1 protein-coding gene is annotated in these 480 nt (G+C 57.9%); it reads right to left on the minus strand.

Features of this window, described 5'->3' with window-relative positions:
- A partial coding sequence (locus tag ACUHMQ_RS21055) for a transposase (protein ID WP_510182285.1) occupies positions 1 to 480 on the minus strand: 480 nt, incomplete at both ends.

The following is a 480-nucleotide window of genomic DNA, read 5'->3' on the forward strand; positions in this document are numbered from 1 at the left end:
CATCCGGGACCGGTCGTTGGGCATTTAGCGCCGCGACAGTGCGCTCGATCTCAGCGTCGCATTCATCGATGCGGTCTTGGTAAAAGTCGTAAAGTGCCAATGCTTGCTTCAACGCAAAAAGATGCTCAGGCTGGTAATTGCCGACGAGTGCGTTGCGGATGGTTTCGGTGCTTTCTTTGCAGCGGACGTCGCGCATCGCGGCCAGCTTGTCTGGATCTCGTTCGCCCGCGACAATGGCACGGATAACCCTCATTCCGGTGACACCGGTGATCGTAGCGACTACGTGGTGCAATTGAATGTTCATGAAGGTGAGCGCCTTCTGCATGTGCTGGATGTGTGCCGCCGCGTAGTCGGTATGGCGCTCCCGGACACGAAGATAGGCGCGCAGCTCGGCAATGTCGCGGCCCGGCCTAAAGCTCGCACGCAGCAGACCACACGCATGCAAGCGCTGTAACCATTGTGCATCGTTGACGTCACTTT

The organism is Chitinimonas violaceus (assembly GCF_052601015.1).